The sequence below is a fragment of the Streptomyces sp. NPDC093111 genome (assembly GCF_040683955.1).
GTDB lineage: Bacteria > Actinomycetota > Actinomycetes > Streptomycetales > Streptomycetaceae > Streptomyces.
Genome location: NZ_JBFBNW010000002.1, coordinates 140,977 through 166,451, shown reverse-complemented (window position 1 = coordinate 166,451; position 25,475 = coordinate 140,977). Strand labels below are relative to the sequence as shown.

At 72.8% G+C, this 25,475-nt stretch carries 23 protein-coding genes; 7 read left to right on the top strand and 16 right to left on the bottom strand.

The window, feature by feature from the left end:
- Nucleotides 1–14: 14 nt before the first annotated feature.
- The 8 genes from AB0Q96_RS03260 to AB0Q96_RS03225 all read right to left on the bottom strand — a co-directional run bounded on the left by AB0Q96_RS03260 (nucleotide 15) and on the right by AB0Q96_RS03225 (nucleotide 8,284).
- Entirely contained in the window at nucleotides 15–812 is a 798-nt protein-coding gene (locus AB0Q96_RS03260; protein ID WP_365321311.1) for an ABC transporter permease subunit, read from the bottom strand.
- Complete coding sequence (locus tag AB0Q96_RS03255; RefSeq protein ID WP_365321310.1) at nucleotides 799–1,716, bottom strand: 2-aminoethylphosphonate ABC transporter permease subunit; 918 nt, start codon at nucleotides 1,714–1,716, stop codon at nucleotides 799–801. Before AB0Q96_RS03255 ends, AB0Q96_RS03260 begins: the two co-directional genes overlap by 14 nt.
- Nucleotides 1,709–2,761, bottom strand: a complete 1,053-nt coding sequence (locus AB0Q96_RS03250) for an ABC transporter ATP-binding protein (protein ID WP_365321309.1) — start codon at nucleotides 2,759–2,761, stop codon at nucleotides 1,709–1,711. The genes AB0Q96_RS03255 and AB0Q96_RS03250 overlap by 8 nt, the downstream gene beginning before the upstream one ends.
- Nucleotides 2,758–3,450 (bottom strand): phosphonatase-like hydrolase, encoded by a 693-nt coding sequence (locus AB0Q96_RS03245; protein WP_365321308.1) that lies wholly within the window; start codon nucleotides 3,448–3,450, stop codon nucleotides 2,758–2,760. Before AB0Q96_RS03245 ends, AB0Q96_RS03250 begins: the two co-directional genes overlap by 4 nt.
- Before the next feature lie 5 nt (nucleotides 3,451–3,455).
- A complete protein-coding gene (locus tag AB0Q96_RS03240) occupies nucleotides 3,456–4,577 on the bottom strand; it encodes a TIGR03364 family FAD-dependent oxidoreductase (protein WP_365321307.1) in 1,122 nt (373 codons plus the stop codon).
- Nucleotides 4,578–4,735: 158 nt separating this feature from the next.
- Nucleotides 4,736–5,503 (bottom strand): GntR family transcriptional regulator, encoded by a 768-nt coding sequence (locus AB0Q96_RS03235; protein ID WP_365321306.1) that lies wholly within the window; start codon nucleotides 5,501–5,503, stop codon nucleotides 4,736–4,738.
- Between the two features lie 50 nt (nucleotides 5,504–5,553).
- Nucleotides 5,554–6,588, bottom strand: a complete 1,035-nt coding sequence (locus AB0Q96_RS03230; protein WP_365321305.1) for a hypothetical protein — start codon at nucleotides 6,586–6,588, stop codon at nucleotides 5,554–5,556.
- A gap of 358 nt (nucleotides 6,589–6,946) precedes the next feature.
- Nucleotides 6,947–8,284 carry an ROK family transcriptional regulator gene (locus tag AB0Q96_RS03225; RefSeq protein WP_365321666.1) on the bottom strand — a complete coding sequence of 446 codons (1,338 nt, stop codon included), beginning with the start codon at nucleotides 8,282–8,284 and terminating at the stop codon, nucleotides 6,947–6,949.
- 236 nt (nucleotides 8,285–8,520) lie between these two features.
- Here AB0Q96_RS03225 and AB0Q96_RS03220 point away from each other — a divergent pair, with 236 nt between their 5' ends.
- Both AB0Q96_RS03220 and AB0Q96_RS03215 read left to right on the top strand, forming a co-directional pair.
- Nucleotides 8,521–9,603, top strand: a complete 1,083-nt coding sequence (locus AB0Q96_RS03220; protein ID WP_365321304.1) for a Gfo/Idh/MocA family oxidoreductase — start codon at nucleotides 8,521–8,523, stop codon at nucleotides 9,601–9,603.
- A 137-nt stretch (nucleotides 9,604–9,740) separates the two neighbouring features.
- A complete protein-coding gene (locus AB0Q96_RS03215) occupies nucleotides 9,741–10,208 on the top strand; it encodes a heme-degrading domain-containing protein (protein WP_365321664.1) in 468 nt (155 codons plus the stop codon).
- Here the strand turns inward: AB0Q96_RS03215 and AB0Q96_RS03210 are convergent.
- The 5 genes from AB0Q96_RS03210 to AB0Q96_RS03190 all read right to left on the bottom strand — a co-directional run bounded on the left by AB0Q96_RS03210 (nucleotide 10,171) and on the right by AB0Q96_RS03190 (nucleotide 14,492).
- Nucleotides 10,171–11,658: a choice-of-anchor A family protein gene (locus AB0Q96_RS03210; protein ID WP_365321303.1), complete on the bottom strand. Its 1,488-nt coding sequence runs from the start codon at nucleotides 11,656–11,658 to the stop codon at nucleotides 10,171–10,173. The genes AB0Q96_RS03215 and AB0Q96_RS03210 overlap by 38 nt on opposite strands.
- Before the next feature lie 120 nt (nucleotides 11,659–11,778).
- Nucleotides 11,779–12,636: a fumarylacetoacetate hydrolase family protein gene (locus AB0Q96_RS03205; RefSeq protein WP_365321302.1), complete on the bottom strand. Its 858-nt coding sequence runs from the start codon at nucleotides 12,634–12,636 to the stop codon at nucleotides 11,779–11,781.
- Between the two features lie 138 nt (nucleotides 12,637–12,774).
- A complete protein-coding gene (gene yidC, locus AB0Q96_RS03200) occupies nucleotides 12,775–13,497 on the bottom strand; it encodes a membrane protein insertase YidC (protein WP_365321301.1) in 723 nt (240 codons plus the stop codon).
- A 109-nt stretch (nucleotides 13,498–13,606) separates the two neighbouring features.
- A complete protein-coding gene (locus tag AB0Q96_RS03195; RefSeq protein ID WP_365321300.1) occupies nucleotides 13,607–13,909 on the bottom strand; it encodes a DUF6412 domain-containing protein in 303 nt (100 codons plus the stop codon).
- Between the two features lie 52 nt (nucleotides 13,910–13,961).
- The gene (locus AB0Q96_RS03190; RefSeq protein ID WP_365321299.1) at nucleotides 13,962–14,492 is read right to left on the bottom strand and encodes a helix-turn-helix domain-containing protein; all 531 of its coding nucleotides are present in this window, start codon (nucleotides 14,490–14,492) and stop codon (nucleotides 13,962–13,964) included.
- Between the two features lie 338 nt (nucleotides 14,493–14,830).
- Here AB0Q96_RS03190 and AB0Q96_RS03185 point away from each other — a divergent pair, with 338 nt between their 5' ends.
- Entirely contained in the window at nucleotides 14,831–16,096 is a 1,266-nt protein-coding gene (locus AB0Q96_RS03185) for an MFS transporter (RefSeq protein ID WP_365321298.1), read from the top strand.
- 57 nt (nucleotides 16,097–16,153) lie between these two features.
- On the opposite strand, the gene AB0Q96_RS03180 is transcribed toward AB0Q96_RS03185, so the two are convergent.
- Genes AB0Q96_RS03180 through AB0Q96_RS03170 form a run of 3 tightly spaced genes read right to left on the bottom strand, consistent with a single transcriptional unit; the run spans nucleotide 16,154 to nucleotide 18,651 of the window.
- Nucleotides 16,154–17,725, bottom strand: a complete 1,572-nt coding sequence (locus AB0Q96_RS03180) for a sodium:solute symporter family protein (RefSeq protein WP_365321297.1) — start codon at nucleotides 17,723–17,725, stop codon at nucleotides 16,154–16,156.
- The gene (locus tag AB0Q96_RS03175; RefSeq protein ID WP_365321296.1) at nucleotides 17,722–17,904 is read right to left on the bottom strand and encodes a hypothetical protein; all 183 of its coding nucleotides are present in this window, start codon (nucleotides 17,902–17,904) and stop codon (nucleotides 17,722–17,724) included. Before AB0Q96_RS03175 ends, AB0Q96_RS03180 begins: the two co-directional genes overlap by 4 nt.
- A gap of 9 nt (nucleotides 17,905–17,913) precedes the next feature.
- Complete coding sequence (locus tag AB0Q96_RS03170; protein WP_365321662.1) at nucleotides 17,914–18,651, bottom strand: class E sortase; 738 nt, start codon at nucleotides 18,649–18,651, stop codon at nucleotides 17,914–17,916.
- Between the two features lie 132 nt (nucleotides 18,652–18,783).
- Here AB0Q96_RS03170 and AB0Q96_RS03165 point away from each other — a divergent pair, with 132 nt between their 5' ends.
- The 4 genes from AB0Q96_RS03165 to AB0Q96_RS03150 all read left to right on the top strand — a co-directional run bounded on the left by AB0Q96_RS03165 (nucleotide 18,784) and on the right by AB0Q96_RS03150 (nucleotide 25,465).
- Complete coding sequence (locus AB0Q96_RS03165) at nucleotides 18,784–19,806, top strand: SEC-C domain-containing protein (RefSeq protein WP_365321295.1); 1,023 nt, start codon at nucleotides 18,784–18,786, stop codon at nucleotides 19,804–19,806.
- Between the two features lie 107 nt (nucleotides 19,807–19,913).
- The gene (locus tag AB0Q96_RS03160) at nucleotides 19,914–21,461 is read left to right on the top strand and encodes an ATP-binding protein (RefSeq protein ID WP_365321294.1); all 1,548 of its coding nucleotides are present in this window, start codon (nucleotides 19,914–19,916) and stop codon (nucleotides 21,459–21,461) included.
- Complete coding sequence (locus AB0Q96_RS03155; protein WP_365321293.1) at nucleotides 21,454–22,437, top strand: PD-(D/E)XK motif protein; 984 nt, start codon at nucleotides 21,454–21,456, stop codon at nucleotides 22,435–22,437. Before AB0Q96_RS03160 ends, AB0Q96_RS03155 begins: the two co-directional genes overlap by 8 nt.
- A gap of 49 nt (nucleotides 22,438–22,486) precedes the next feature.
- On the top strand, nucleotides 22,487–25,465 hold the full coding sequence (locus AB0Q96_RS03150) for a Z1 domain-containing protein (RefSeq protein ID WP_365321292.1): 2,979 nt from the start codon (nucleotides 22,487–22,489) through the stop codon (nucleotides 25,463–25,465).
- Nucleotides 25,466–25,475 lie beyond the last annotated feature (10 nt).

Sequence of the window (25,475 nt, the reverse complement as noted above, 5' to 3'; positions counted from 1 at the left end):
GACGTCGTTCTCTCCTAGCGGTACGAGGCTTTGGTGCGGATACGGGAGACGGCGAGCAGGACCAGCAGGGTCGCCGCCATGAGGACCACCGCGAGCGCGGAGCCCGTGAAGAGCGAACCGCGGTCGGTGGCCGTGAAGATGAGCACCGGGAGCGGCATCCAGTCCGGCGGGTAGAGCATCATCGTGGCGCTCAGCTCGCCCATGGAGAGGGCGAAACAGAGCCCCGCCGCCGCGGTCAGCGACGGCAGCAGGAGCGGCAGCCGGACCCGGAGCAGCACGTACGAGGGGCGGGCGCCGAGGCTGGCCGCCGCCTGCTCGTACATCGGGTCGAGCCGCAGGATGGCAGCCGAAACCGACTGGTAGGCGAACGCCGTGACAAGAACGGTGTGCGCGAGGATCACGATCCAGCGCGTGCCGTTCAGGAGCAGCGGCGGCCGCGAGAACGCGACCAGGACCGCGAGCCCGACCACCACCGACGGCACGGCCACCGGCAGCACGAACAGGGCGTCGACGATCCGGCGCCCGCGCTTGCGGAGCGCGGCGGCGGCGAGCGCGGCCCAGGTGCCGGCGGTCAGCGCGAACGCACTGGCCGCGAGGGCCGTCACCAGGCTGGTGGTGAGCGCCGTCAGCGACTCGCCGCGCACGGCGGCGTCGTAGTGCGCGGTGGTCGGCCCGGAGGGGAAGGCGCCGGACCAGTGGGTGGAGAAGGAGGCCGCGAGGATGACGAGGAGGGGCAGGGCGAAGAGCGGGACGAAGAGGACCGCGAAGAGGATCCAGACCGCCCATCTCCCGCTTCGGCTATGCACCAGCACGACGGCTCACCACCCGGTAGACGGCGTAGAGACCCACGGAGATCGCCACGTTGACGACGGCGACGACGCAGGCCGCCGCGTAGTCGGATTCGAGGATGGCCTTGCCGTAGACCAGCATGGGGAGGGTCGTGACGCCCTTGGCCCCGGTGAACAGCACGATCCCGAACTCGTTGAGGCACATCACCAGGACGAGGCTGCCGCCGGCGGCGAGCGCGGGAAGCGCCTCGGGCAGGATCACCCGCCGCACGATCCGCAGGGGCCGGGCCCCGAGCGAGGAGGCCACCTCCAGCTGCGCGGTGTCCAGTTGGGAGAAGGCGGCGAGCAGGGGGCGCATCACGAAGGGCGTGAAGTACGTGATCTCGGCGAGCAGCACGCCCCACGGGGTGAACAGGAAGTGGAAGGGCCCGGTGGCGGCCCCGGTGACGTCCGTCCACACCCCGTTCGCCATGCCGACGGTCCCGTAGAGGAACAGCAGGGCCAGGGTGATCAGGAAGGACGGGAAGGACAGGAACACGTCGATGAACCGCGCCACCGCCCGCCCGCCCGGGAACGGCACGAACGCGACGACCAGCGCCAGCACGAACCCGAGGACCAGACACCCCACGGTGGCGGCGACGGCCAGCCACACGGTGGTGACCAGCGCGTCCTGGAACGACGTGGACGCGAAGACCTGGGCGTACGCCCCGGGGGCCAGGGACTCCCGGACGACGAGGGCGAGGGGGTAGAGGAAGACGACGGCCAGGGCCAGGACGGGGGGTGCGGCCCAGAGCCAGGAGGGTGGGGTACGGCGGGGGGCGCGCGGTCCGGAACCCGATGCGGGGATGCGTTCCGCGGGGGCGGAACCGGTGGGCACGACGCCGGCCGCGCGCCGCTCCTCCACGACGCCCCCGCCCCGGCTAGCCATCGTTCACCCCCGCCGCCAGCAGCACCGCGTCCTCCGCGGCGAAGTGCAGCGTCACCTCGGTGCCGAGCGCCGGCGTCTCGCGCAGCTCGCGCACGTCCGCCTTGACCCGTTCGCCGCCCACGTCGACGTACAGCCGGTGGGTGGAACCGCGCCACTGGACCTCGGTGATCCGCCCCCGGAGCGCGTTCGGACCGTCGCCGAGACCGACGAGGTGGGGGCGGACGCAGAGCGTCGCGGCCGAGCCGGGGGCCGCGTCGGAGACCGGGACCCGCAGGTCGACGCCGGCGAAGGCGACCCCGTCGGTGCCGACCCGTACCGGCAACAGGTTCGCGTTCCCCACGAACGAGGCCGTGAACTCCGTCCGAGGGCGCCGGTACAGCTCCTGCGGCGTGCCGCAGTCCCGCAGCCGGGCCCGGTCCATGACGGCGATCCGGTCGGCGAGGGTCAGCGCCTCGACCTGGTCGTGGGTGACGTACAGGATGGAGACGTCCGGCAACTCGCGGTGCAGCCGGGCCAGTTCGGCGAGCATGCCGGAGCGCAGCTGGGCGTCGAGCGCGGACAGCGGCTCGTCGAGGAGGAGGACGTTGGGGCGGATGGCGAGGGCGCGGGCGATGGCGACGCGCTGCTGCTGCCCGCCGGAGAGCTCGCGCGGGTAGCGCTTGGCGTACGCCCCCATGCCGGTCATCTCCAGGGCCTCGGCGACCCGGCCGGGGATCTCGCCCTTGGGCGCCTTCCGCGCCTTCAGGCCGAAGGCCACGTTGTCCTCGACGCGCAGGTGTGGGAAGAGGGCGTACTGCTGGACGACCATGCCGATGCCGCGCTTGTGCGGGGGCAGCGCGGTGACGTCCCGGTCGCCGATGAACACCCGCCCGGAGGCGGGCCGGACGAAGCCCGCGACGGCCCGCAGGGCGGTGGTCTTGCCGGAGCCGGAGGGCCCGAGCAGGGCCATCACCTCGCCGGGTTCGACGGTGAGGTCGAGCTCGTCGAGGACGGTGTGGTCGCCGTACCGCACGGAGACCCCGTCGAAGCGTATGCCGCTGGTCATGCCTCGTACTCCCGCAGCAGCTCGGGGAGTTCGGCGACGGAGGCGAGGACGTGGGTGGCGCCGTGCTCCGTGAGCGCGGCCTCGCCGTGCGCCCCGGTGAGCACTCCCGCGACGATCCCCGCGCCGGAGCGCACGCCGCTGAGCATGTCGTACGAGGTGTCGCCGGCGACCACGATCCGGCGGACGTCGTCGACGGCGCCGGTGCGCAGGAAGGCGGCGAGCACCATGTCCGGGTAGGGGCGGCCGCGGCCGCCCGCGTCGGCGGGGCAGAGGGTGAGGGAGACGAGCTCGCGCCAGCCGAGGGCGTCGAGGATGGCGTCCTGCGTGACACGGGCGAAACCGGTGGTCAGGACGACGGTCCTGCCCTGCTCGCGGAGGGCGGCGACGGCCTCGGCGGCGCCGGGCAGGGGGGCGATCCGGCCGTCGGCGACGAGCTCTCCGTACGCCTCCTCGAAGGCGAGGTTGGCCTGCCGGGCGCGCTGCTCGTCGCCGCCGAAGAGGTGGCGGAAGACGGAGATCTTGGACTCGCCCATGGTGGCCCGGACGTAGTCGATCATCGTGGCGGGGTCCTCGCCGAGGCGTTCGGCGGCGGCCGTGAAGGCCCGCTCGACGAGGCCGCCGTCGGCGACGGTGGTGCCGGCCATGTCGAGGACGACGAGGCGGTGCTGAGGTGCGGTCGTGTCGGTCATCGTGGCTACCAGCCCAGTTCGTTCGCGGTGGTCTCGGCGATGGCGGGCGAGCAGGTCATGCCGCGTCCGCCGGGTCCGGTCACCAGCCACACGCCGTCGCGCACCCGCTGGCGGTGGACGACGCGGCTGGTGTCGGTGCACTGCGCGTACACGCCGGCCCAGCGGCGCCGGACGCGCGGCAGCGGGCGGCCGAGGAAGGACTCGACGACGCGGGTCAGGTGCTCGTAGGGGTCTTCGAGGGTGTCGAAGGCGAAGGGGTGCTCGTACTCGTGGGTGTCGCCGATGGTCAGCCCGCCGTCGAGGCGCTGCACCATGAGCAGCTGCATCTTGTGGGCGGCGGCGGTCGGGTCCTGCGCCTGGCCGGCGTTGAGGGCGTCGAGCTCCGGGGAGGCGTACGCCGGGTAGTAGCGGAACGAGTCGGCGTCGGCGACGGAGGTGGTGAGGGGTTCGCCGAGCGGGTCGGTCTGCATCATCTGGAGCCGGACCCGGCGGACCGGGACCTCGCCCGCGACCTCGCGGACCAGGCCGGAGAGCCAGGCGCCGGTGCACAGGACGACGACGTCGCCGGTGTGCGTGTCGCCGTGGTCGTCGCGGACCGCGTTCTCGCCGACGACCTCCCGCACCTCGCGGTGCGGCAGGAAGGTGTAGCGCCCGGTGGCCAGCAGGGCCTCGCGCAGGGCGAGTTGGGCGGTGCGGGGCTCGACGGCGGCGTCCCGCTCGCACCACAGGGCGGCCTGGAACGCGCCGCGCAGGGCGGGGTTCACGGCCCGCGCCTCGTCGGCGGTTAGCAGCTTGTAGCCGCGGGCGGCGGCGTCGGGCCGGGCCACGGCGGCCTCGGCGACACCGAGTTCGAGCTCGTTGCGTACGGGCGTGAGGGACCCGATCGCCCGGAACCCGAGCCCGGGGACCCGTTCGCCGACGCCCTCCCAGAGTTCGCGGGCGCGCAGGGCGGTGTCGAGCTCCTCGCCGCCCGCCCGGCCACTGACCCATATCTGCCCGAAATTGCGGAGCGAGGCGCCACGCGCCTCCGCCTCGCGCTCGATGTGGACGACCTCATGGCCGCGTTCGACTGCCTGCCAGGCGTGCATGGTTCCCACCACGCCGGCTCCTACGACGATCACCTTCATGCCGCTCACGGTCCCGGCGGCGGGTGACCCGGACCGATCGGGTGGGCGACGGGAGGGTGAACGGGCCGCCAAACTTGGACTAGACCCGTTATTAGTTCGTGACATTGAGTGGGAGGGGTGGTCGGGCGGGCCGGCTCAGTCCGGGTGGCCGGGCGGGCTCAGTCCTGGCGGCCCAGGTGGGCCGTGAAGCTGAAGCGGTCGCCCCGGTAGAGGGTGCGCACGCGCTCCAGGGGCAGACCCGCCGTGTCCCGCGAGACCCGGTGGATCAACAGCATCGGCAGCGCGGGCGGGGTGCCGACGAGCAGCGCCTCGCGCGGGGTCGCCAGGACGGTCTCGATCCGCTCGTCGGCGTCCCCGAAGGAGATGCCGAGGCGGTCGTGGAGGTAGGCGTAGAAGGAGGAGTCGGGATCGAACTCCGTACCCAGGTCGGGGGCGCGCGCCTCGGAGACGTACGTGCTCTCCAGGCCGACCCGCTCGTCGTCGGCGAGCAGCACCCGCTCCATGTGCCAGACGGGCTCGCCGCGCACCACCCCGACCTCGGGGGCGAGCGCCTCCGGACACGGGAAGCGCTCCAGGGAGATCAGCGCACGCCCCGGGCGCCGCCCCTGCCTGCGCACGCCCTCGGTGTAGCTGGCCAGCGAGAGCGGCTGCTCCAGCTTGGGCCCGGCGACCACGGTGCCGCGCCCCTGCCGGCGCAGCCGCCCCTCCAGGAGCAGCTCGCGCAGGGCCTGCCGGACGGTCTCGCGCGACACCTCGTACCGGACGGCGAGGTCCCGCTCGGTGGGCAGCTGCCCACCCTCGCCCAACTCGGCGATGAGCAGGGCGACTTTGGCCTTGACGGCGTAGTACTTGGGGATGCGGCCGTGCTCGGGGATGCCGGAGCGGATGGGCGCGCCGGGGTCATCGGGGCTGTTCGGGTTCTCCACCTGGTGATCGTTGCAGATGCGAGTGAACGGGACGGTGTACGCGGGGTGGCCTAGGCGTGCCGTCGACGGCGCCCGAACAGCACCAGTCCCACGCCCGCCGCGAGCAGCGCCGCCGCGACGGGCGCCGTACGGAGCGCGGACTCGCGCCGCGAGACGGACATCGCGTGCGGCCGGGACTCATGGGGCGAGCCGGGGGCCGCGTGGCCGCCGGACCTCCGGGGCGAGCCGGGGGCCGCACGGTTCCCGGACTCGATCCCGGACTCGATCCCGGTGCGGGCGAGTTCGGGGCGGGCCGGGACGGGGGGCGTGCCGGGCGGGGTGGGCCGCGCCGGGTCGGCGGGGGCGGGGGGACGCCCCGTGGCGGACCGGCCGGGCGGATCGGCCGGGCGCGCCGGGTCCGCCGGATCCGCGGGATCTGCGGGATCCGCGGGAAGCACGGTCAGCGGATAGTCGCCCGACTCACCGACCCAGTCGCCGTCGTCGCCCCGCCGCTGCACGACGGCGGCGTTGACGACCACCTCGTCCGGAGCGGTGTCGGCCCGGAAGGCGAGCCGTACGGGGACGGTGAGGGTACGGCGCGCGGGGACGACGAAGCCGGTGAACGCGGGGGGCGGGGCGGCGGGGCCGGTCGTATCCGGTGTCCCCGCCGCATCCGGAGTGTCCGTCGCGTCCGGCGCGTCCGGCGCGTTCCCGGTTCCGCCGAAGACGCCCACGCTCTCCGAGCGGTCCGTCCCCTCGAACGTCACCGGGCGCCACAGCCGCGCCCCGGCGTCGTAGAACTCGGCCCGGATCTGGGCGGGCCGCAGGGTCCGCTCGCGATCGGTGAGGACGAGCACCGGGTGGATGCCTCGGCAGGGGCCGGTGGTGGTGTTGGTGAGGTCGAGGTTCCAGGTGAGGAAGTCCCCGCCGGCCGTGTACGTGGGGGGCGCGTCCTGGATCCGGGTCGCGAGGGGAAAGTCCCGGGCGGCCTCCGCGCCGCACTCGGGCGGCGCCGCCACCACGGGCACGGGCGCCAGGGCGTGGGTGACCGGGACGGCGGCGGCCGTGGTGAGGGTCGCGAGGGCCAGGGCGTTGCGCAGTCGCATGGGCGGGTGCCTTTGCTGCTCGCGGCGTACGGGTCGCCCGCGACGCTGCCACGCGCACCCCGCCGAAGCCGTGACCGACGCGACCGGCCCCCTCGAACGCCCCGCCGATCCCGCCCGATCAGCCCATTGTCCGACGGTCGGATCAGATGCTCGTCTTGGTGCCTGCCGTGTCACGTAGGCGGTCCGGGTGACCAGGCCGTCGCGTCGCAACCTGCGCGGCGTGTGCGTGAGCGGTGCGCCGCGCATGGGTCCGAGCCGTCCGGGGCCCGGCCGAAGGCCGGCCGTCGATCGGTGGGGCGGGGCCTCGTCGAGCGCTGCCCCTCCGTCCGGCGGACGTCCTAGCCGATCGCCCCGCGCCCTACGCCCCCACCGTCGGCGGCTCGACCCCGAAGCCGGAGGGCTGGGTGCCGAAGACCGGCGCCAGGACGAGTTGTGCCGCGCCCTCCGCCACCGCGTGCGGGGCGGTCGTCACCGCCACGTCCGCCGGGAGGGCGAGGCCGGTCAGGGCCTCGCGGGTGCCGCGCGCGAAGATCTCCGGGGCCGCGAGGACCGCTCGGCCGCCGAGCAGCACGCGGTCGACGTCCAGCAGCCGGACCAGGTTCGCCGCGCCGGTACCGAGCACCCGGGCCGCGCCGTCGAGGTCGCCGCGCGCGAGGGCCGCCAGGCACAGCACCTCCAGACAGCCGCGCCCGCCGCAGTCGCAGGGCGGCCCGTCGAGCTGGACGGTCTGGTGCCCGAGCTCCCCCGCGCCGGTCCTGCCCCCGCGCAGCACCGCCCCGCCGAGGACCAGGCCCGCGCCCAGACCCGTACCGAGGTGCACGTACGCGAAGGAGCCGGGGGCGCCGGGGCGCAGGGCGAGGCCCAGGGCGGCCGCGTTGGTGTCCTTGTCGAGCACGACGGGCAGCCCGAGCCGTCGCGCCAGCTCGTCGCGCAGCGGGAAGCCGTCCCACTGCGGAAAGCCGGTGACCCGCCCGGGCGTTCCGGCCCGGTGGTCCAGCGGCCCGGGCATGGCGACTCCGACGCCGAGGACACCGGCGCGGGGGGCCGATGCGGTGCCCTCGGGGGCGCCGGCCCGGCCCGCCGAGCCGGCCTCGGTCCCGGCGCCGGCTCGGTCCCCGGAGCCGCCCTTGCCACCGATCCCGGCCCGGTCCCCGGAGCCACGCTCGACCCCGGTGCCGGCCCGGCCCACCGAGCCACGCTCGACCCCGGTCCCAGCCCGGCCCGCCGAGCCACGCTCGCCCCCAGCCCCGGCCCGGCCCACCGAGCCGCCCTCGCCGCCGGCGCCCGGCCGGGCGGCGGTCACGCCCGCGCCGGCCGGCAGCAGCGCGGCCACCTCCGCCCGTACCGCCGCCAGGACCGGTTCCGCGCCCGCGCCCAGGTCCAGGGGGGCGCGGCGCTCGGCGACGCGTTCGCCGGCGAGGTCGAGCAGGACCGTGGTGAGCTCGTCGCGGTCGAGATGGACGCCGATCGCGTGGGCCGCCTCGGGCACGAGCCGCAGGACGGTGGCCGGTTTGCCGCCGGTGGACGCCCGGCGTCCGGCGTCGGCGGCCAGGCCCTCGGACCGCAGCCGGGCGGTGATCTTGCTGACCGCCTGCGGGGTCAGGCCCGTCCGTTCCGCCAGCTCCAGGCGGCTGATCCCCTCGCGCCCGGCCGTCCGCAGCAGGTCGAGGACCAGCGCCGCGTTGTGGCTGCGCAGCGCGGGGAGGTTCGCGCCGCCCGCCCCCGTACGCGCCCCCGCACCGGAGTCCGTACGGGCTCCCGTACGCGGACCCGCACCGGGCTCCGCGGGATCCGTTCGGGCTCCCGCACGCGGCCCCCTGCGGGCATCCGTCCCCGTCCCCGTCCCCACGTCCGTACCCCTCTCCGTCCTCGCCACCTGCCCATTGTCCCTCCTGCTTGCACTTTGGCAACAGCGTTGCCAAAGTGGTGGGCATGACTGGCACCGCCTCCGCCCCCCTCCGCGTCGGACTCGTCGGCTACGGCCTCGCGGGCTCCGTCTTCCACGCCCCGCTGATCGCCGCCTCCCCCGACCTCGTCCTCGACACGGTCACCACGGGCAACCCGGAGCGCGCCGAGCAGGCCCGCGCCGAGCACCCGGGTGTCACGGTCGCCGCCTCGCCCGAGGAGCTGTGGGCGCGGGCGGACGAGCTCGACCTGGTCGTGGTCGCCTCCCCCAACAAGACCCACGTCCCGGTCGCCACCGCCGCCCTGGAGGCCGGGCTGCCCGTCGTCGTGGACAAGCCGCTCGCCGGTACCGCCGCCGAGGCCCGCGAGCTCGCCGCCCTCGCCGACGCGCGCGGACTGCTGCTCTCCGTGTTCCAGAACCGCCGCTGGGACAACGACTTCCTGACCCTCCGCACCCTCCTCGCCGAGGGCGAACTCGGCGAGGTCCAGCGCTTCGAGTCCCGGTTCGAGCGCTGGCGTCCGCGCCCCAAGGGCGGCTGGCGCGAGTCCGGCGCCCCGGAGGAGATCGGCGGCCTGCTCTACGACCTCGGCAGCCACGTCGTCGACCAGGCCCTGGTGCTCTTCGGGCCGGCCGTCCGCGTGTACGCCGAGTCCGACGTGCGGCGCCCGGGCGCCGAGGCCGACGACGACACCTTCCTCGCGATCACCCACGCCGACGGCGTCCGCTCGCACCTCTGGGTGAGCGCCACCACCGCACAGCTCGGGCCCCGTTTCCGGGTGCTCGGCCAGCGCGCCGGCTACGTGAAGTACGGGCTCGACCCCCAGGAGGCCGCCCTGCGCGAGGGCCTGCGCCCGGAGCCCGGCGCCCCCTGGGGCGTCGAACCGGAGCGGCTGTGGGGCCGGATCGGCTCGGGCGAGTCGCCGCTGACCGGCGGCGGCACCCCCGTCGAAACCCTGCCGGGCGCCTACCCCGCCTACTACGCGGCCGTCGCCGCCGCCCTGCGCGGCACCGGCCCGAACCCGGTCACGGCGTACGAGGCGGCCGACGCCCTCGCCGTCCTGGAGGCGGCGAAGCGCTCCGCCCGCGAGGGCGTGGCGGTGACGCTGTGACCACGCCCGGGAGTACCTGGACGACGGGAACGACGGGAACGGCGGGAACGGTAGGGGCGGCAGGAACGGCCGGAGCCGTCGGAACGGCCGGGGCGTCCGGAGCCCTTGGAACGGCCCGTCCCGACGACGTCGCCGGGCTGGAGGCCCAGGAAACCGCCCTGGTCCTCCCCCACTTCACGTACGAGGACGCCTGGACGCTCGGCACGATCCTGGTCGGCCTGGCCCGGGAGCGGCGCGCGCCCGTCGCGATCGACATCCGGCGCGGCGCGCAGCGCCTGTTCCACTGCGCGCTGCCCGGATCGAGCGCCGACAACGACGCCTGGATCGAGCGCAAGCGGCGGGTGGTGGAGCGGTACGGCGTGAGCTCCTTGCTCGTCGGCGCCAGGTTCCGCGCGAAGGGGACCACCTTCGAACAGTCCTCGCGCCTCGACCCGGACCGCTTCGCCGCGCACGGCGGCTCGTTCCCGCTCGCGGTCGAGGGCGCGGGCGTCGTCGGCGCGGTCACCGTCTCGGGGCTGCCGCAGGCCGAGGACCACGCGCTGGTCGTCCTCGGCCTGGAGCGCTTGCTCAGCTCGTACCGGTCGAACGGCGCCGCCGCCGGCTGACCGCGACGAGCACGCCGCCGCTGAGCGCGAGCCCGGCGGCGGTCACGCCCATGACGACCTTGCCGGTGGTGGAACCGGCACCGGTGTCGGGGAGTTCACCGCCGCCGGTGGTGCCGCTGGTGCCGCTGGTGCCGTGCCCACCGGTGGCGTGACCGCCCGTGTGACCGCCCGTGTCGCCGCCCGTGGCTCCGCCGGTGTCCGCACCGCCGTCGGTCGCGCCGCCGTCCGTGGAACCTCCGTCGGTCGACCCACCGTCCGTCGATCCGCCGTCGGTCGAGCCGCCGTTCGTGGAACCTCCGTCAGTGGACCCGCCGTCCGTCCCGTTCGACTCCGTAGGGGTCGGGGTCGGCGTCGGGGTCGGCGTGGGGGTCGGGGTCGGGGTCGGCCCGTACTCGTCGCAGTCCGGCAGGTCGCCGTCGAACGGGTAGGCGTGCATCTCCTGCCCGCCGCCCCCGCTCGTCAGCGAGGTGTGGGTGAACGAACCGCTCGTGTAGAACCGCCCGTTCATGCCGGGCAGGGTCACCGTCGCCATGCTCGACGGCTGGGCGATGAGCACGCTCCCCTCCAGCTGTCCGCCGCCCTCGAAGGTCGCCTTGGTCGCGTCGGGGAAGTTCCACAGCAGCTTGTCCCGCAGGGAGTCCGGGACGTCACCGCTGTACGTGTCGATGGTCCGGTCCGCGCCGTAGAGGTTGACGAGGACCGTCGCCCCGGCCGGGATGCCGGTGAAGCGGAAGCCCTGGGATCCGCCGCTCGTCGACTCCAGGTCGAAGTCGACGTCGAAGATCTGGAGCGCCGACTTCCCGTCGCCGGTGAAGAGGGTCTCGCCGCCGCTGTTGACGGCGGTCCCGGTCGCCTTGCGGTGCTTGCCCTCCACGTACGCGTAGCAGCGGCTCGCGTCGGTGAGCTTCTCGCGCAGGGGGGTGTACTTGGTGACCGCGGCCGTGTCATGGACCGACGTCGGGGAGACCGTACCGCTGAGGGTGCCCGCGTACCGGACGACGCCGCGCACCGCCCCCTCCTCGGCGAGCAGGCGCTGGCCCGAGGCGATGGTGATGTTCCCCCCGGTGGAGAGGAAGTCGGTGCCGTCGTCCGGGGGGACGCGCGAACCGACGCCCGCGACGCCGACGTTGTAGATCTGCGAGACGCCCGCGCGCTTGTTCATGTCGAAGCGGCCGAGGACGACCACCTTGCCCTCGGCCTCGGCCGCCGCCTGGCGGACGAGGAAGTCGCCGCCGACGAAGATGTTGATGTTGTTGTCGCGCCCGGCGATCGCCCCGTTGTTGATGTCCGGGTACGGGGAGGGGCACTTGCCCGGCAGGCACGGGCCGAGCCCGCCCGGGAGCGGGTCGGCGAGGCTCGCGGTGGCGAGGCCGCCGACGAGGGCGACGGCGCCGGCCACCGCCACCGCCGCTCTCATCAGGATCCGACGATTCGACACATGTGCACTCATATGGGCCAATATGCAGAATGCGGCGGCCGAAGGCGACGCCCCACGCGCAGGAGCACCCGAGTCGTCGCCCGAACGACTCAGGACCGACCCGCGGGTCGGGACGGGACCCCCGCCCCGCGCTCAGGCGCCCTTGAGCTCCTGGCGCTGGCGGCCCAGCCCGTCGATCTCCAGCTCGACGACGTCGCCGGCGCGCAGGTACGGCTTGGGTTCGGGCCGGCCCATGGCGACGCCCGCCGGGGTGCCGGTGTTGATGATGTCGCCGGGGTAGAGGGTCATGAAGCGGCTGACGTACCGGACCACCTCGGCGACCGGGAAGATCTGGTCCGAGGTGTGGCCGTCCTGCTTCAGCTCGCCGTTGACCCACAGCCTCAGGCCGAGCGCCTGCGGGTCCGGCACCTCGTCGGCGGTGACCAGCCAGGGGCCCAGCGGGTTGAAGGTCTCGCAGTTCTTGCCCTTGTCCCAGGTGCCGCCGCGCTCGATCTGGAACTCGCGCTCGGAGACGTCGTGGGCGATCGCGTACCCGGCGACGTGGGAGAGGGCCTCCGCGTCGGTCTCCAGGTAGCGGGCGGTGCGGCCGATGACGATGGCCAGCTCGACCTCCCAGTCGGTCTTCACCGAGCCGCGCGGCACGAGGACGGTGTCGTCGGGGCCGACGACGGTGTCGGGGGCCTTGAGGAAGACGACCGGCTCCGCCGGAGTCGCCGCGCCGACCTCCGCCGCGTGCCCGTGGTAGTTCAGCCCGATGCACACGACCTTGCCGATCCGGCCGACCGGCGGGCCGATCCGCAGCCCCGTCGCGTCGAGCGCGGGCAGCACGCCCGCGCCGGCCGCGGCCCGCACCCGGTCGAGCGCCGAGGCGTCACCGAGGAGACCGCTGTCGACGTCGTCGACCAGGGCGGACAGGTCGCGGAGCGTCCCGTTCTGGTCGAGGAGGGCGGGCCGCTCGGCCCCTGCCGGGCCGACACGCAGCAGCTTCATGGTCTTCTCCCTGTGGTCGAGGTGGCCCGGGGGGTGGGCCGTCGTGAACCCCGGCCGATGGAGTGCGGCCATCGGAGGATTGGTCGATCCTCCAATGGAACGGGTCACCCCGCAAGACCCCGTTCACACCCTGGACCCTTACGCGGGAGTAACCAGGGCGCCCGCGGCGGGCATGTCCCGGTAGAGGAAGGCCCGCTCGACGGCGGCCCAGGTGGTGCTGGTGACGATGTAGAGCGCGGCGGCCAGCGGCACGGCGGCGACCGAGAGCAGGGTCGCGAAGGAGAGCAGCGGCAGGTAGCGGCCCATGGCCGCCGTCATGCCCGCGCCGGGCTGGCCGGGGTCGGCCGGGACGGGCGCCGGCTGGCGACGGGCCCGCAGGTAGTTGTACGTGGCGACGGTGGCGACGATGGCGAAGAGCACCAGGTAGACCAGGCCGGCCGGGCCGAACACGCCGCCGTTCGCGAGGGCGTCGGCGTAGTGGTCGCCGAGCGGGGCGGCGAAGAGGCTGTGGCCCGCCATCTTCCCGCTGGAGAACAGGTGGAACATCAGGAAGAAGGCGGGCGCCTGGAGGAGGCTCGGCAGGCAGCCGGCGAACGGCGAGACCTTCTCCTCGGCGTGCAGCTCCATGATCGCCTTCTGTAGGCGCTCGGGGTTCTTGGCGTGCTTCTTGCGCAGCTCGGCGAGGCGCGGGGCGAGCCGGGTGCGGGCCTTCTGCCCCCGGGCGGCGGCCCGCGAGAGCGGGTGCACGGCGAGGCGTACGCACATCGTGAACAGGACGATGGCGGCGGCGGTGGCGCTCAGGCCGAAGAGCGGCTGGAGCAGGTCGGCGAGGTGGTCGACCAGGGAAGCGAAAACGGACATGGGGAGCCCTCCGAGGGGTCTCGTCGTGCCGGAAGAGAGAGACGTTTTCGGCAGGACGGAACGCGCGAAGGGGACCCGAAGAACTGGGGTGGGGGGTGGTCCGGTCCCGCTACGCGGCCGTCGGGACGGGACGACCGGGTGCGCGGGGCCTGCGGCGCCCGGGGGCGTCGGGGTCGCGCTGGGGCAGGAAGGCGGTGCGCAGGGCCCGTTCGCGCAGGGCGGTGCGGACGCGGGTGGGCGGCACGGGCAGGACCGCGCCGGCGCCGATCAGGGCACAGACGAAGGCGGTCGCGGCCATGGCGAAGGCGGCGGAGAGTCCGGCGCCGGTGGAGCCCTCGGAGAGGAGCAGGTCGGCGAGGGCGAGGAGGAAGAGGAGCGGCGCGAGGACGCGCAGCAACAACCCGTTGCGCATACCGGCCTCCCGCCCTGTCACCCGCTACGACCCGCTGTCGCTCGCCCTCCCGTTATACACGACCGGTCTCCAGCGGTACGAGGAGCCGGCGGGGCACGAGGAGGGCGCGGGCGACCGGATCGGCGGGGTCGGGGTCGAGTCCGGCGCCGGGCCGCATCTCGATGTCGGCGGGGTGGACCGGGATCCGGCAGGCCGGGCACTCGCCGTACGGCCCGACCTCGGTGCCGCAGTCGACGTGATGGAAGTGACGCATGGGTACGGCGCCGGGCTGGGCCTCGCGGCCCCACAGTCCGAGGGAGCGCAGCACGGGCCAGAGGGCGACACCGCGCTCGGTGAGCACGTACTCGTCGCGCGGCGGCGCCTCCTGGTAGCGGTGCCGGTCGAGGACCCCGGCCTCGACGAGGGCCTGGAGGCGGGCGGCGAGGACGGCGCGGGGGGCGCCGAGGTGGACGAGGAAGTCGTTGTAGCGGCGGACGCCGTAGAAGGCGTCGCGCACGACGAGGAGGGTCCACCGCTCGCCGACGACTTCGAGGGCGCGGGCGATGGAGCACTGCTGGGTCGCGTAGTCCTTGCCGAGGGCCATGGGAACGAGTGTAGGGGAAAGGGTTCAGTGAATGAACCTTGACTGGTACGGTACGAGGACGCTCAAGGTTCAGTGAACGAACCGACGGAAGCCGAGGTCCTGCCATGCCCCAGCCAGCCGCTCCGGTCACCCCGGACGCGTCGGATACATCGGATACGTCGGACACGTCGGTCACCCCGGACGCGTCGGCATCCGTACGCCGTACGGGCCGGGGGCGAGAGCGAGACCGAGGTCAGCGTCGGAACCGGAACCGGGGTCGAGACCGAGGTCAGGCCCAGCGCCTCGCCGGCCGCCGCGCCACCCTGGCCGTCACCAGCGCCGCCACCGCGCTGACGCTGATGAACTACACGGCCCCGATGCTCACCCTGCCCAGCACGGCCCGAGCGTTCGGCACCCCCGCCGCCGCCCAGGCCTGGCTGCTCAACGGCACCCCGCTCGGCCTCGCCGTCCTCCTCCTGGTGGCCGGCAGCCTGGCCGACGCCCACGGGCGGCGCCGGGTCTTCCTGCTCGGCACCCTCGGCCTCGGCCTCACCACCGCGCTCGGCGGCTTCGCGAACTCCACGCTCACCTTCACCCTCGCCCGCGTCGCCCAGGGCGCGGCGAGCGCGGCCGTGCTCGCGGCCAGCCTCGGCCTGCTGGCCCACGCGTTCCCGACGGGCGCGGAACGGATCAGGGCGACCGGCGTGTGGGGCGCGTTCGTCAGCGCGGGCATCGCCCTGGGCCCCCTGCTCGCGGGCACCCTCAGCACGCTGGCCGACTGGCGCTGGACGTACCTGGCGCTGGGCGCGGCGACCCTCCTCGTGGCCGCGCTGGGCACCCGTACCCTCACCGAGTCCCGCGCCCCGCGCGAGGGCCGGACGGACCTCGCCGGGGCCCTCGCGCTCGGCCTGGCCCTGGCGGCGCTGCTCACCGCGCTGACCCTGGGCCGGGACGGCTGGCTGCGCCCGTCGGTGGGCCTGCTCGCGCTCGCGGCCGTCGCCCTGGGGGCGCTGTTCGTCCGGGTCGAGCGGCGCGCCGCCGCCCCGATGATCGACCTGGCCCTGTTCCGCACGCCCGCGTTCCGGGCGGCGACGGCGGGGGCGCTGTTCACGGGCCTGGCGGTGATCGGCTTCTTCAGCGTGCTGCCGGCGCTGTTGCAGCGGGGCGCGGGGATGGCGGCGCTGACGACGGCGTGGCTCTTCCTCCTCTGGTCGGGCACGGCGTTCGTCGTCGCCCTCCAGTCCCGCCGCCTCGCCGGCCGGCTCTCCGCCACGTACCAGCTCGCCCTGGGCTTCGCGCTGTCGACGGCGGGCGTGCTCGCCCTGTACGGCGCCCTGGAGGGCGCGAGCTGGCCCCGCCTCCTGCCCGGCCTGATCGTGGCGGGCGCGGGCAGCGGCCTGCTGAACGCCGCGCTGCCGAGGCTCGCGGTGGACTCGGTGCCCCGCGAGCGGGTGGCGATGGGCTCGGGCGCCAACAACACGGCCCGCTACATCGGCTCCTCGGCGGGCGTGGCCCTGGCCCTCGCCCTGTCGACGACGGGCCCGGACACGGCCCTGCTGACGTCGGCGGTCCTGGGACTGGCCGGGGCGGCGGTGACGCTGGGGGCGGGCCGGGTGCGAGGCTGAGGACGGCGAGGCCGAGGACGAGGACCGGCACCCGGGCGAACCGGGCGAACCGCGCGACTACCGACGCCGCACGGAACCGGCCCGCTCGCCACCCCCACCCCCGCCCCCGTCCCCGTCTCGGTCTCGGTCTCGGTCATCGATCCCCGGCAGCCGGGCGTCGGTGAACTCCTCGCGGGCGAGGACGTCCGCGTCGTCGCGCGGGTCGGCGGGCCCGGTGGGCCCGTACAGGCTGACGAGGACGGCGACGGCGAGGTTGACGAGCAGGGCGAGGAGCCCGGCGTTCACGCCCCACACCGGGTCGTTGCCGGTGAAGACCAGGCAGCAGACGAGGGCGACGCCGACGGCGAGCCCGCAGACCCCGCCGTACAGGGACATCCGTCGCCACACGAGCCCCAGCAGGAGCAGCGGCAGGAGCTGCGCCATCCCCTCGTACGAGATGAGGGAGAGGCGGACGAGGGTGTTGGGCGCGGTGTACGTCATGAGGAGGGCGAGCCCGCCGGCGACGACCACGACGAGTTGGGAGAGGCCCTTCTCGCGGTTCCGGAACCGGGGCAGCAGGGAGAGCACGCTGCGCCCCCACATGGTGCCGATGACCAGCATGAAGACGCCCATCGGCACGATGGAGGAGAGCGCGGCGGCGACGCCGACGAGGCCGACGGCCCAGGGCGGGAGGGAGTCGGTGACGAGCTCGAAGAGGGCGAGGTTGGAGCCGGCGCCGGTGAGGCCGGGGACGACGAACAGGGCGGCCATGCCGAGCAGCATGGGGACGAAGAGCAGCACGTTGTAGGCGGGCAGCCAGACGGCGTTGCGGCGCAGGGTGTCGGCGTCGCGGGCGCCGAGGTAGCCGGCGACGGTGGTCGGGAAGATGACGACGGTGAGGGAGTTGAGCAGGGTGGTGGAGGCGAACCAGCCGACGCCGTACCCGCTCCGCTCGCCGCCGTGCCCGGGCAGCGCGAGCCACTCCGCCTTCTCGTCGGCGAGCCGGCCGAGGAACTCCCCGTACCCGTCGAAGTAGTGCAGCGGCACGTACACGGCGAGGAAGCCGAGGGTGAGGATGACGAGGGCGTCCTTGAGGACGGAGACCCAGGCGCTGCCGCGCAGCCCGCTGACGACGACGAAGCCGGTGGTGACGGCGAAGGCGAGGAAGTAGGCGAGGTCGAGCCCGATCCGCCCGTACGAGACGGTGGAGAGGACGACCCCCATGCCGGTGATCTGCAGCTGGATGTACGGCAGGAGGAAGACGGTCGCGAGGACGGCGACGGCCGCGCCGAGCCAGGGCCGGCGGTAGCGGTGGGCGGCCATGTCGCTGAGGGAGACGAGCCCGTGCTTGCGGGCGTACCCCCAGAGCATGGGCCCGACGACGTAGCCGAGGGCGTAGCCGCAGGACATGTAGGCCACGACGTACAGCACCGGGGCCCCGTAGTTGTACCCCCACCCCGCGGCGCCGAGATAGCTGAAGCTGGTGTACCCCTCCCCCGCCATCAGCACCCAGATGAACACGGGCCCGAGCGAGCGCCCGCCGACGGACCACTCGGCGAGCCCGCCGCTCTCCTGACGCCGCACGGCGAGCAGTCCGAGGAGGACGGTGAGCACGAGGAACCCGCCGACGATCCAGAGCGCGGCGCTCACTTCGGTCCCGCGGCCCGCCGGTCCCCGCGCCGGGCGAGGGCGACGGAGAAGGGCGTGAGGACGGTGGCCCCGAGCAGCCAGAAGAGCAGCATGGGGACGCGGTTGACGAAGGGCAGGGCGACGACGAAGAGCAGGTACGGCACGAGCAGCCACAGCAGATGGGGACGGCGCTTGATCACCCTCCGAGCCTAGGGGGTCACCAGCTTCGCCCAGATGATCAGCCGGTAGGTGGAGGTGTACTCGGGGGTGCAGGTGGTGAGGGTGAGATAGGACCCGGGGGCGTCGTACCCGTAGGACGGCTTGTAGAGGGACCGGGGTACGGGGGCGATGACGCCGACGTCGCGGGGCGAGGTCTGCGGGAGGACGAGGTCGACGCGGTAGCGGTACGAGCCCGAGCGCGTCCGCACCTCGATGACGTCGCCGTCGCGCAGCCGGTTGACGTACCGGAAGGGCTCGCCGTGGGTGTTCCGGTGCCCGGCGAGCGCGAAGTTCCCGGCCCGGCCGGGCCCGGCGGTGCCGGGATAGTGCCCGACGAAGCCACGGTCCAGCACGCTGCGCTTGCCGACCCCGTCGGCGATGGGGACGGTGAGCCCGAGCCGCGGAATGCGGAGAACGGCATAGGCGGAGGAGGACCCCCCACGGGAGTTCCCGGAACCGCCCCCGTCATCCCCCGAGGAACCACCAGACCCCTCAGCAACCGCATCGGACCCACCGGCCTCACCAGACTCACCGGCCTCACCGGGTTGGGCGGGCTGGGCGGACCGAGTGCCCCCACCGAGCTCCCCAGGTGACCTGGCCCACTCCCGCTCCAGGTCCCGCACCTGGTCGACGGCCTGGGCGCGGGCCTGCTCGTTCGTCCACCACATCTGGTGGAGGACGAAAAGTACGAGAACAACGCCGCAGGTGACGAAGACCTCGGCACCCACCCAGAGGGCACGGCCGACCCCGCCGCGCCGCGCGCGCCCTTGGACGACCACCGGAATTCGACCCTGCACGGCGGGCACGATAAGCGCTGAGGCACCAACTCTCCAGGGCCGTACAGCAGTACGGTGGTCGACATGCGCCCCGACATGTCTGCCGACCACACCACCGAAGCCGAGCGCCTGCTCCGCACCGCGGGGCAGTACCCGGAGGACCGCGAGCCGCTGCTGCTGCGCGCGGCGGCCCACCTGGAACTGGCCGGCGAGCGCGAACGGGCGACGTCCCTGTACGACGCGCTGCTGTCCGAGGCCCCCGCCCCCGCCTCGCCCCTCCTCATCAGGTCGCTGAAGGCGGCGAACCTGTGGGAGTACGGCCACGAGGCGGAGGCCCGCGCGATCATCGAGGGCGTCCGCCGGGCCCGCCCGGCGGACCCGGAGCCGTGGGAGATCGCGGCGGAGACGCTGGAGTCCCACGACGAGCTGGAGGAGGCGGAGGCCACGTTCACGGAGGCGGCCGGACTGCTCCTGCCGCAGCCGGCCTCGTCCGCCGCGGACATCTCGTACCCCCTGCAGTCCCTCCTGGCGGCCCGGCACCGCGTCCGCCGCCTCCTGGCGCTGCCGCACGACACCCACGACGCCCTGGCGGACCGCCTGCACACCGGCGACGTCCCCTTGGACGAGCTGCACGACCCGAAGCGCCTGTGGTCCCTGGGCTCGTCGGACCCGGCCGAACTCCAGGCCGAGATCACCCGCCTCCGCTCAGAGCTGGGCTCCTACCGCACCGCCCTGTCCCGCCCCTTCCCGGTGGCGGTCCTGCACTGGCCGGAAGCGGAACTGGACGAGCTCCTGGCCGCCTACCCGGAGCTGGAGGCGGAGTACCCGACCTACCGCGCACACCTCACCGACATCGAGGCATCCCTCCGCGAACTCGCCGCCGCGGGCACCCCGAACCTGGGCATCGTCCCCGCCACGGTCCCCTCCTACGAAGCCTTCGCCGCCTCGGAAACCTCCTCCCCCGCCAACCCCGACCTCCTCCCCCAATACGCCACAACCCTGGCAGCCCGAGGCCGCGCGACGGCCTGGCCGCCACTGCGCACGGCCCCGTGCTGGTGCGGGTCGGGGCGGGATTACGGGGAGTGCCATGGGGGTGCGACGGCGTAGCCGGGGGCGGCGACCGGAAGCCGTCGGCCCGACACCGACCGCCCCGTGTCGGTGCCGTCCATTAGGGTCTACGGATCAGGTGTGGCGCGCGTATCCCGAGGCGAGACATGACGAGCGACTGGCAGTTCGAGGTACCCACAGCCGGCAGCAAGCGCCTGCCTCCGGATGCCCGCTACATGGAGGCGCTCAGCAGTCAGGGATACGGCTTCGAAGCGGCGATCGCGGATCTGGTGGACAACTCCATCGACGCCGGCGCCAAAGACGTGCTGATCCACTTCCTGCGTGACGGGGACAGACTCGTCAGCCTGCTCATAGTCGACGACGGCAAGGGCATGGACGAGGAGGGGCTGGACGTGGCGATGACCGTCGGAGGTCGTCGCGACTACGACGCGCAGGCTCTCGGCATGTTCGGCACGGGCCTCAAGTCCGCTTCGCTCAGTCACGCCGGCTCCGTCACCGTCGTCAGCAAGGTGCGCGGCACGCGGGCCGCCGCCCCTGCCGGGCGGCGCTGGACGATGGAGCGAGCCGTGACCGGCTACCATTGCGACATCGTCGCGCCGGACTACGCCCAGCAACTCATCGATCGCTACTACGACTGCCCCATCGTCTGGCAGGGGACGATCGTCCGCTGGGACGCTGTCAAGAACTTTCCGCAGACGACCGATGGCGGCCAGACCGACCGGTACCTGCACCGGACGATCAACAAGCTGGGTCTCCACCTCGGACTCCACCTGCACCGTTTCCTGGCGCTCGATGACTTCAACATCACCATCGCGGTCGAGGACGTCTCCACCGGGGTCGAGTACATGAACTTCGGGGTCCAGCCTCTCGACCCCTTCGCCTACCCGGTCACGGGGCACCCCGACTACGCCCGCGAGTTCATCGCCACGGTGCCCTCCGTCGGCCCCGTCTCCTTGACCGCGCACATCTGGCCGCCGAGGTCGACCACGGACGAGTTCAAGGCGGTCGGGACGGGCATCGATCGGCAGGGCTTCTACTTCTACCGACGCAACCGCCTGGTCCAGGCCGGTGGCTGGAACAACTTCCGGCAGCCCGAGCAGCATCTCGCGCTCGCCCGGGTCGCCATCGATCTCCCGGACGATGCCGTCGCGTCCGAGGTATTCCGTCTCACGGTGAAGAAGGACGGCGTCGACTCGTCGCCGGCGTTCGTGACGGCTTTGGAGTCCGCGGCGGACTGCGACGGGCGCACGTTCGCGCAGTACGTGGCGGACGCCGATACGACCTACCGCGCCGCGAGGAAGCGGACCGCCACCACTCGCAAGTCCGTGATCCCGGCCGGCAAGGGTTTCGAGGCAAGCGTGCGGGAGACGATCGAGGACGAATTGCCGCTCCTCCCCGGAGAGGAGCCGATCGCCGTCCGCTGGCAGAAGATCGACAACGGCAGCTTCTTCGAACTCGACCGTGAGGCCCGGACGATCGTCCTCAACCAGCACTACCGTGGCGCGCTCCTCGGTGGTCGCCGAGGGGGGATCAACGATGCCCCGGTCGTCAAATCGCTCATGTACCTGCTCCTTCACCAGGTCTTCGAGAAGGAGTACAGCGGCAGCCGCGAGAAGGACAACCTCCAGTTGTGGCAGTCCGTACTCGTCGCGGCCGCCCGAGCCGAGCTGAATCGCGTGGCCGACCATGACTGATTCCACCGCGGCTTCGTCGCTCCGCTGGTCGACGGTCGAGCAGTACCTCGGGGAAGGGCTCGCCACGAGCTACCCCCTTTCCGCCGACGCCGCACACCCCGTCGTCTCCTACGAGGTCGGCGACAGCGGCAGGGACATCGCCCTGTTCGTGGAACTCGGGCGGAACCAGCAACCGCCCCGGTCCCCGCTGCCCGCCATCCGGATCGACCAGGTGTCGGTGGCGAACGGGCTACGCATGGCCCGGATCCGGACCACCCAGGTGGCGCTGATGCGCGATTTCCACGACCTGCTCCTTGCCGTGGCCGACCGAATCGTCACGAAGAACCGTTCCTTGGACAGGGCCTTCGCCGAGACCGTGGACGGCTGGAGCTCGCTGCTCGACCGCCCCCGGATGATGAGCGTCGAGCGGCGGATCGGGCTGATGGGTGAGCTTGCGATGCTCACGCGGCTCGCCGAGACACACGGCTGGGAATCCGCGGTCGAGGCGTGGACGGGGCCGTATGGCGAGGAGCACGATTTCGCCCTTCGGGACTTCGATCTCGAAGTGAAGACCACTGCGTCGGAACGGCGGCGCCATGTCGTCCACGGCATCGAACAACTCGACGCCGCCCCGGGCCGCCCTCTCTGGCTCGCTTCCCTTCGCTTGACCCGCGGCGGCATCGGGGGGCGCACCCTCACCGAGTCGGCGCGGGCCGTCCGCCGAGCCGTCGCGGAGAGCGCTCCCGCGGCCTTGGTTCGTCTCGACTCCGCGTTGGAGCGATCGGGATGGTCTTCGGAGCAGGAGGACGACGAGCGTTGGACGCCCCGGGACGAGGCTCTGCTCCTGGCCGCCGACGCCGTACCTCGACTCACCCCCGCGCTGCTGGCCGCCGCGGCACTCGACCGGATCTCGGCCATACGGTACGAAACGGACCTCACAGGGCTTCCGCCCACCGTGGGCGCCCCCTTGGACCTGACCGGACTCCGCCTTCCGTGATTCGCGCCGCTCTCCCGAACATGACCTCTCGACCGCCGAGGAACCGCCGATGACCAGTCTCGACACAGCCGCCGGCATCCGGCTCGACCTGCATGCCCGGGCTCTCGGCGACATGAGCTCCGGCAGGCCGAAGCGGCTGGTCCGCGCCCTGGAGTACCAGGCCGAGGATCTCGCGCCCGAGGCCATGGAGTACGCCTCCGAAGCGGACTTCCTGTCCGTGCTCCGCGACGCGCGGTCCACCGACCAGTTGGTCGAGCTGTGGCGCAAGCAGCTCACGCGGTGGGACTACAGCGAGAACGTCCCCTGGTCGGTCCACCCGCCCCGTACCGACGAGCGGCGGGCCGACATCCACGCGTTGCTCGGCATCGGCGACGAGACCGGCAAGCGACTCGACGTCCTCGTGCCCGTCTCCAAGGCCGCGGGCACGGTCGTCATCAGCACGGAGCACACCCGCTGGTACACCCCTCAGTCCCTGCAAGGGCGCCCTTGGTACTGGCCGCAGTACCGCAGGCTGCTGGTGGACAAGGGCTGGCCCGAGGACGTCGTCGCCGGGCTCGACGAGGCAACGGATCGCGTGGTGGAGCGGCTTGCCGACCCGACGGCACTCGAGGCATACCAGTCGAAGGGCCTTGTGGTCGGCTACGTCCAATCCGGCAAGACGGCCAACTTCACCGGTGTCATCGCCAAAGCGATCGACGCCGGCTACCGTCTCGTGATCGTCCTCGGCGGAACGCTCAACATGCTGCGCGCCCAGACCCAGCGACGCCTGGACATGGAACTGGTCGGCCGCGAGAACATCATGCGGGGCGCGAGCGAGTACGAGTCCGACTACGCCGACGACCCTGCCTGGAGCCAGGGGAAGTTCGCCACCTTCGGGGCGATGCCCTCCACTCTCGGCGCCTTCGACATCCATCGGATGACCACCCGTGATGACGACTACCAGAGCCTGCTCCAGGGAATCGTCGCCCTCGAATACGAGAAGCAGGAACCGGGACTGCCGCTCTACGACCCCCACAACCTGCACCGGGCCGCGGCCCGCCTGATGGTGGTGAAGAAGAACAAGCAGGTGCTGACCAAGCTGGTCAAGGACCTACGGAAGATCAAGACGCCGCTCTCCCAGATCCCGGTCCTGATCGTGGACGACGAATCCGACGAGGCTTCGGTGAACACCACCGACCTGGCCAAGCCGAACGCCGAACGTACCGCGATCAACCAGAAGATCTCGGACCTGCTGCGCATGCTGCCGCGCGCCCAGTACGTGGGCTACACGGCGACCCCCTTCGCGAACGTCTTCATCGACCCGAGCGACACCGAGGACATCTTCCCGAAGGACTTCATCCTCTCGCTTCCCCGCCCCGCGGAGTACATGGGCGCCCGGGACTTCCACGACCTCGACTCGGATCCGTCCGACGGTGAAAGGACATACGCGAACTCGAACGAGATGGCACACGTCCGCTCCATCGTGGTGGAGGACGACGACGACACCTGCCTCCAGCACGCCATGGACATGTTCGTGCTGACCGCTGCCATGAAGCTCTACCGCGAGGACAAGGGTGGCCTGGGCGATCGGTACTTCCAGCATCACACCATGCTGATCCACGAATCCGTCCGGCAGGACGACCACAAGGAACTACTCGGGCGGGTCACCGGCCTGTGGTGGAACGCCGGCTACCTCGGACCTTCCGGTCGCGACCGGCTGCGCGAGCTGTTCGAGGCCGACGTCGCGCCGGTCTCCGCCGTCCGCGCCGATGGCCAGGCCGTCCCTGCCTCCTTCGACGAGCTCGCGCCCTACGTCGGCCCCGCTTCGATCCGCATCGGTGGCGACGACAAGCCCATCATCGTGGTCAACGGCGACAAGGATCTCGAGACAGGCGAGGCGGACTTCGACAAGAGGTCCATCTGGAAGATCCTCATCGGCGGACAGAAGCTGGCCCGAGGCTTCACCGTCGAGGGATTGACCGTCTCCTACTTCCGGCGGCGAGCGGGCAATGCATCCACGCTCATGCAGATGGGCCGATGGTTCGGCTTCCGCAAGGGCTACCGGGACCTGGTCCGTCTCTACCTGGGACGCCAGGAGGCGATGGGGAAGAAGGACATCGACCTCTACGAGGGCTTCGAGGCGATCTGCAGGGACGAGGAGGCGTTCCGCGCCGAACTGGCCCAGTACTCGGTGCCGGTCGACGGACACTCTCCGATCACCCCGGACAAGGTGCCGCCACTCGTCTCGCAGCATGTTCCGTGGCTCAAGCCGACCAGCCCGAACAAGATGTACAACTCCCGACTGGTCACCCTCCGATCTCCCGGCCAGTGGCAGGAGCCGACGGCATACCCCTCAAAGGTCTCCGATCTGCGCCACAACACGAACCTGTGGACCCCCGTCCTGGACTCCTTGTCCGCCGAACCCGTGCAACTCTCGTACCACCTGACCGAGAAGGGCGTCACTCACCGTTACGAAGCCCTCGCGGGTCGGATCGAGGCGACTCGACTCCTCGACCTGATGGCGTCCGTACGGTGGGGCGCTCCTTCGCAGTTCGCGCCCCACCTGGACTATCTGCGGGAAATCACCACGCGCGCACCGGCCCAGGTGGACGACTGGATCGTGCTCGCCCCCCAGCACGCCCAGGCAGGACAGCGGATCGGGCTCGGCACCTCAGGCCGCACATACTCCTACTTCGCCCGTGATCGCCGACGGGATCCGCTCTTCGGAGCGATCAGCGACCTCAAGCACCGCGCCGCGGCACTGCGCATCGCGGGTGCGCTCGCGGATCCCGGCGACACCGCGGTGGAAAGCCTGACCGCACCCTGCCGAGGTGCTCTCGTCCTGTATCCGGTGGTCGAGCCCGAACACCGAGCCACCCTCGTGGAGGGCGGGCCGCTCGACCCGAGCCGGGTCGTGATGGCCTTCGGCTTCGTCGCCCCCGCATCGGCGCGAAGCGACGACGGCAGCGTGCTGCGGTTCGCGACCATCGACTCGTCCCAGGAGGGAGTCGCCATCATCGACGCCGCCTCTTCAGCGGCCACCCGGTGACGGGGGGGGC